The 5,949-nt window shown below is 75.6% G+C and carries 6 protein-coding genes and 1 tRNA gene; 5 read left to right on the forward strand and 2 right to left on the reverse strand.

Annotated features, from left to right (window positions below):
• Positions 1–377, reverse strand: a 377-nt coding sequence (locus ACE3Q3_RS22450; protein ID WP_374449765.1) for an NAD(P)/FAD-dependent oxidoreductase, incomplete at its 3' end; no start/stop codon positions are given.
• A gap of 86 nt (positions 378–463) precedes the next feature.
• On the opposite strand from ACE3Q3_RS22450, the gene ACE3Q3_RS22455 reads away from it, so the two are divergent.
• Entirely contained in the window at positions 464–835 is a 372-nt protein-coding gene (locus ACE3Q3_RS22455; protein WP_374449767.1) for a (2Fe-2S)-binding protein, read from the forward strand.
• Positions 832–2,235: an NAD(P)/FAD-dependent oxidoreductase gene (locus ACE3Q3_RS22460; protein WP_374449769.1), complete on the forward strand. Its 1,404-nt coding sequence runs from the start codon at positions 832–834 to the stop codon at positions 2,233–2,235. Before ACE3Q3_RS22455 ends, ACE3Q3_RS22460 begins: the two co-directional genes overlap by 4 nt.
• Positions 2,236–2,241: 6 nt before the next feature.
• Here the strand turns inward: ACE3Q3_RS22460 and ACE3Q3_RS22465 are convergent, their stop codons facing one another.
• Complete coding sequence (locus ACE3Q3_RS22465) at positions 2,242–3,585, reverse strand: tetratricopeptide repeat protein (protein ID WP_374449771.1); 1,344 nt, start codon at positions 3,583–3,585, stop codon at positions 2,242–2,244.
• Positions 3,586–3,675: 90 nt separating this feature from the next.
• Between ACE3Q3_RS22465 and ACE3Q3_RS22470 the strand changes: the two genes are divergently transcribed.
• The 3 genes from ACE3Q3_RS22470 to ACE3Q3_RS22480 all read left to right on the forward strand — a co-directional run bounded on the left by ACE3Q3_RS22470 (position 3,676) and on the right by ACE3Q3_RS22480 (position 5,947).
• Positions 3,676–5,184, forward strand: a complete 1,509-nt coding sequence (locus ACE3Q3_RS22470; protein ID WP_374449773.1) for a class I adenylate-forming enzyme family protein — start codon at positions 3,676–3,678, stop codon at positions 5,182–5,184.
• A gap of 14 nt (positions 5,185–5,198) precedes the next feature.
• A complete protein-coding gene (locus ACE3Q3_RS22475) occupies positions 5,199–5,780 on the forward strand; it encodes a hypothetical protein (RefSeq protein WP_374449775.1) in 582 nt (193 codons plus the stop codon).
• Between the two features lie 92 nt (positions 5,781–5,872).
• Positions 5,873–5,947 (forward strand) — tRNA-Thr (locus ACE3Q3_RS22480).
• The last annotated feature ends 2 nt before the right edge of the window (positions 5,948–5,949 follow it).

A 5,949-nucleotide genomic window follows, 5' to 3' on the forward strand; every position in this document is an offset into this window, starting at 1 on the left:
GCCCGGCGGTCGAGATGGTGCATGTCGAAGCCGTAGGAGCGCACGCCCGCCGCCCGCTCCTCCAGCTGGTCGAGCGTCGCCGGGTCCTCGACCAGCAGAAGCCCGCCACAGGTGCGGTAGTCGACGTCGCGGCCGATGTCGGCCACCACCTCGGGGTAGAGCCGCTTGCTCTCGGCCGCCATCGCCATGACCAGGCCGGGCTTCTTGGAGGAGATCGAGACATAGCCGTCGCAGGCCCCGGACGTGCCGGCGGTCGGCATCGCCCGGTCGACGAGGGCGACCCGCCGGCCACGCTTCGCGAGGTGCCAGGCGCAGGCGGCGCCGACGATCCCGGCGCCCAGGATGGCGATTTCGGCCTCGACGACCGGCTGCGGCATAGGCTGGCCCCTTCGCTGCTCCGGCCCTACGGGTAGCGCCGAAGATGCCGGCGCGGCAAGCGCTTGCGCCGGGTCCGGGCGCATCTATGCTGACCTCGGACCTGCAACCCCCGGCCGACCGGACCCGACCGCCCTTGCACCCGCCACCCCCTGCCCCACCCGCGGCCCCGGCCGCGCGCTTCCGCAGCCTCGGCCCCGAGGACCGCCTCGTCCCGGTCACCGTCGACGGCCGGACGCTGCACCTGCCGGAAGGGATGCCGCTCGCCGCCGCCCTGCTGACCCGCGGCCATGCCGCCTTCCACCGCTCGGTGCGCCGCGACGAGCCACGCGGACCCTGGTGCCTGATGGGCACCTGCCTGCAATGCATCGCCACCGTCGACGGCCGGCCGCAGGTGCGGACCTGCCGCACCCCGGTCGCGGCCGGCATGGTGGTGACGCTGGCGGGATCGCCGCCGTGAGCGCCGCGGCGGAGACGGTCGTCGTCGGCGCCGGGCCGGCGGGTGCGGCCGCGGCACTGGCGCTGGCCGAAGCCGGCCTGGCGGTGACGCTGGTCGACGACAACGCCCGCGCCGGCGGCCAGGTCTTCCGCACCGGCGCCGCCGGCGGTCGGCGCGGACCCGGTCGGCGCGGACCCGGTCGGGACCCGCGCGGCGCCGAACTCCGCGCCCGCCTCGCCGCCACCCCCGGCATCGACCATCGCCCGGACCACGAGGTCGTCGCCATCCATCCCGACCGCTCGCTCTGGGTGAGGGCCGACGACGGCCGGCTCCAGCGCCTGGCGCCGCGGCTTCTGCTGGTGGCGACCGGGGCGGTCGAGATCGCGGTTCCGGTGCCGGGCTGGCAGCGGCCCGGCGTCTTCGGGCTGGGCGGGCTGCAACTGCTGCTGAAGGGCGCCGGCACGGTGCCGACCGGCCCGGTCGTGCTCGCCGGCGCCGGGCCGCTGCTCTACCTCCTGGCGGCGCAGCTTCGCGCCCACCGGGTCCCGGTCGCCGCCGTCGTCGACGCCGCCGCGCGGCCGGGCTTCTCGGTCCTGCTCGGCCTCGCCACCCAGCCATCCCTGCTCGCGGCCGGCATCGGCCACCGCTGGCGCCTGCTCTGGGGCGGCATCCCGGTGCTGCGGCGCCATGCCGTCACCGCGGTCGACGGCGACCGCGGCGGCGTCACCGGGGTCGAGGTGGCGCCGGTCGACGACGATTGGCGGCCGCTTCCGGGCGGGCGCCGGCGCATCGCCGCGCGGACGCTGGGTCTCGGCTTCGGCGTGCGGCCCAATATCGAGCTGACGCGACTGGCCGGTGCCGAGCATGGCTGGGACGTCGGCCTCGGCGGCTGGTTCCCGAAGCGGAGCGACGAGCTGGAGACGACGGTGCCGGGTCTCTTCGCGGCCGGCGACGGCGCCGGCGTGCTCGGCGTCGACAACGCGCTGGACGAAGGGCTGATCGCGGCGGCCGCCATCGCCCGCCGCCTCGGCCGCGGCGGCGTGCTCGACTGGCGGGCCGAGGCGGCGATCGACCGCCGGCGCCGCCGGCGCGTCTTCCGCGAGGCGCTCGCCGACTGGTCGGCGCTCCGCCCCGGCGTCTTCGCGGCCGCCGGCGCTGACACGGTCGTCTGCCGCTGCGAGGACGTGACGGCGGGCGAGATCGCCGATGCCGTCCGCCTCGGCTACCGCGCGCCGGGGCCGCTCAAGATGGCGACGCGGGCCGGCATGGGCCTGTGCCAGGGCCGGGTCTGCGCGACCGCCGTCCAGCACCTGCTGGCGGCCGCGGCCGGCACCGATCCCGGCGCCGTGCCGCCGCCCAGCGTCCGCGTGCCGCTGCGCCCGGTGCCGCTCGACGCCTTTGCCGGGATGGCGGCCGACTGATCCGACCTAGGCCGCGATCGCCAGCGGCGCGTAGCCGCGGCGGCGGGTCAGCGGCAGGGTGCGGCCGGCCGTCTCCTCGGCGAGCACGGCGCGCAGGCGGTTGCGGTCGCCCGCGCGCGCCGCGGCGTCGGCCAGCATCTGGCGGAAGATGTCGCGCTGGGCGTGGCTGCCGCCGAGCCGCCACAGCTCGTTGCGGATCGGCCAGAGCAGGTCGACGACGCGCGCCCAGTCGCCCTGGCGGTGGGCGAGGACGGCGGCCGCCGTCGGCCCGGTGACGGCGGCATGGATGCAGGCGAGCGTGGTGTCGCCCTCGCCCGCCGCCGCCAGCTCGGCGACCAGCCGCCCCGCCGCCGCGCCGCGGCCGGTGGCGGCCAGCGCCAGCATCCAGTGCGGCTGGGTGAAGGCCGAGAGCGTGTCTCCCGCCCGCGCCTCCGCCTTGTCGGCGAGTTCGGCCCAGCGCTCGCCGACCGCGACCCCCGCCCGCTCCAGCCGCCACAGCATCGCGGTCGCGTTCTGGATGTCGATGTAGAGGTCCGGCATGGCGCGGGTCAGCGGCGAGTCGGGGTTGCGGAAGCGCCCGTCGTAGAGCGCCAGCACGGCGTCGAACTCGCCCAGTTCCCAATGGTAGAGCGCGCGGTGCCACCACAGGTGATGGACGATCGCCGCCGCCCCCTCCCAATGGCCCTGGAGCCCGTCGAGCCAGGCGATGCCGTCCTGCTGACGGCCCTCCATCTCCAGGACGTGGGCGACGGCGTGGGTGCCCCAGAGGTCGCGCGGGTCGATGGCGACGGCGGCACGTCCGGCCGCCTCGGCCTCGCGATACTCGCCGCACTCCTCGCGCGCGAAGGCCTCGCAGGAGAGCACGGTGCCCCAGCCCGGCAGGTCGGCGGCCCAGCCCGGCTTGGCGTGGAGGACGGAGCGGCGCATGGCATCGGCCTCGCCGAGCCAGAAATAGTTGAAGTGGGCGAGGCGGAGCGCCAGCACGTCGGTCGGATGGTCGGCCAGGATCGCCTCCCAGGCGTGCAGCATCCGCCACAGCCGCCCCTCGGTCCATGCCGCCAGCGCCTCGACATGGTGCCGCTCGCGCGCCGTCAGCCCGGCCTCGGCCTTGCGCGCCTCGGCCAGCGCCGCCTGCGCCGCCGGCACGAAGGCGCGGTTGAAGGCGAGCATGGCGAGGTAGCCGCGCAGCAGATGCGCCATGGCGAAGCCGGGGTCGGCCGCCAGCGCCGCCTCGACATGGCGGGCGGCATCGGTGCGGTAGCCGAGATAGGAGGCGATCGCCGCGTCATAGGCCCGGGCCGCCTCGGGCAGGTCGGTCGAGAGCGCGAGGCCGCGCGCGTCCTGTTGCATGGTCGTTCCTCCTGGTGTCGGGGCTCTTCGGCAGTCTAGCGACGCCGCCCGCGATTGACAGCGGCGGTCGGCCCCGTCCTATGGTCGCCGATGCATCCCATTCGGTTCTTCTTCCGACGGGCGGAATTGCAGCCCGACGCCCCGGCGCTCGAGGACGCGGCCGGCCGCCTCTCCTATCGCGCGCTGGCCGCGCGGGTGTCGGCGCTGGCGGCCGGCCTCCAGGCGATCGACCCGACCCCCGGCAGCCGCGTCGGCCTCTCGGCCTACAACAGCGCCGACCATGTGACGGCGCTGCTCGCCACCATGGCGGCCGGCAAGGTCTGGGTCCCGCTCTACCCGAAGAACGGCCGGCAGGAGCTCGACCGCATGGTCGGCTTCACCGAGCCCTCGATCGTCATCGCCGACCTCGAGTGCCGCGACGGCTTCGACCCGCAGGGCGCCCGGCTCGTCACCATCGACCCGGACAGCGCGGCCGCCGGCACGCTGGAGGGGCTGGTCGCCGCCGGCACCGGCCGCGAGCCGGCGCCCAACGACCTGCCGCTCGACGCGACCCAGGCGATCAAGTTCACCGGCGGCTCGACCGGGGCGCCCAAGGGGGTGATGCAGCCCTATCGTTCCTGGACGACGAACGCGCTGACCCAGATCCACCATTACGGCCTGGGGACCACCGACCGCTACCTCGCGGCCGCCCCCATCACCCACGGCACTTCGACCTACCTCGTGCCGACGCTGGCGGCGGGCGGGCGCATCGCCGTCGTCGACCGGCAGCGGCCGGCCGAGCTGCTGGAATGTTTCCGCCGCTTCGGCACGACGCTGACCTTCCTGCCGCCGACCCTCATCTACATGCTGATGGAGGCGGCGGACGATGCCCCCTGCCCGAGCCTGCGCAACCTCGTCTATGGCGGCGGGCCGATGCGGCCGGAGCGCATCCGCGCCGCACAGGAGCGGTTCGGACCGGTCGTCGCCACCTCCTACGGCCAGACCGAGGCGCCGCAGATCATCACCGTCGTCCCGCCGGCCGAACTGATGGTGGAGGAGAACCGGCCGACCGTCGGCCGCGCCAGCCTGATGACCGAGGTCGCGATTCTCGATCCCGAGGGACGCCGCCTGCCGATGGGCGAGACGGGCGAAGTGTGCGCCCGCGGCGACCTCGTGATGAGCGGCTACTGGCGCAATCCCGAGAAGACGGCCGAGACGCTGGTCGACGGCTGGCTGCGCACCGGCGACCTCGGCGCGCTCGACGCCCGCGGCTACCTCACCCTGAAGGGTCGCTCGCGCGAGGTCGTCATCACCGGCGGCTTCAACGTCTATCCCATCGACGTCGAGGCCGCCCTCGGGCGCCACCCGGACGTGCTCGACGTCGCCGTCTTCGGCGTCGAGGACGCGAAATGGGGCGAGGCGGTCCATGCCGCGGTCCAGCTCCGCCCCGGCGCCGCGACCGCTCCGGCCGACCTCCTCGCCTTCGCCCGCGACGCAGTCGGGCCGGTCAAGGCGCCGAAGGTGGTGCATCTCTATCCCGAACTACCGAAGAACGCCTTCGGCAAGATCCTGAAGCCGCAGCTCCAGCGCGAGGCGGCGGCGCGGCCGGCGGCGCCGTGAGCCTGGCGGGCGGCATGGCCGCAGCGGCGGCCGCGCTCCTCGCCGCGACCGCGGCCGCGGCAGAGCCGCCCGCCGTCGGCACCCGCATCCTCTGGCAGGACGCGGGCGCCGCCCTGCCCGGCCCGACCTGGACCGTCGCTGCCGCCGGCCCGGAGATCGTGGAGGTGTCGGAAACCGACGCCGGCACGCTCCGCCGCCTGCGCATCGCCGCCGGCCTCTTCCCGGCGCTCGCCGCCGACGGCACCGCGACCCGCTTCGATCCTGCCCGCCTCGCCGCCCTGCCGCCGCTGGAGCCGGGCCGCGTCGTCACCTTCGATGCGATCGAGGACAGCCCTGTCGGCACTGCCCGCTGGTTCGTCCACGTCGCCGTCGCCGAACGTCGCGTCGAGGCAACGCCCGCCGGCCCGCATCCGGTGGTCGCGGTCGAGCACCACCGCCGCGGCACCGGCCCCGACGGCCGCCCGGCCGAGACGCTGACCGAATGGGCGATCGCCCCCGCCGTCGGCCTCCCCGTCGCCATCCGCGTCTGGCGCCTCGCCGACGGACGCAGCACCCTCATCGCACACCGTCGCGCGCTGGCGGTCCTGCGACCCTGACCCGCGGCCGCAGGGCGGGTCGTAGGGACGGGCCGCAGCGACGGGGCTTGCCTCCGGCGGCGCCCCCGTGTATCAGTCCCCGCCTTCCCGGAGCCGCCGTAGCTCAGTGGTAGAGCACACCCTTGGTAAGGGTGGGGTCGTGATTTCGATTATCACCGGCGGCACCATT

The organism is Allostella sp. (assembly GCF_041913585.1).
Classification (GTDB): Bacteria; Pseudomonadota; Alphaproteobacteria; order ATCC43930; family Allostellaceae; genus Allostella.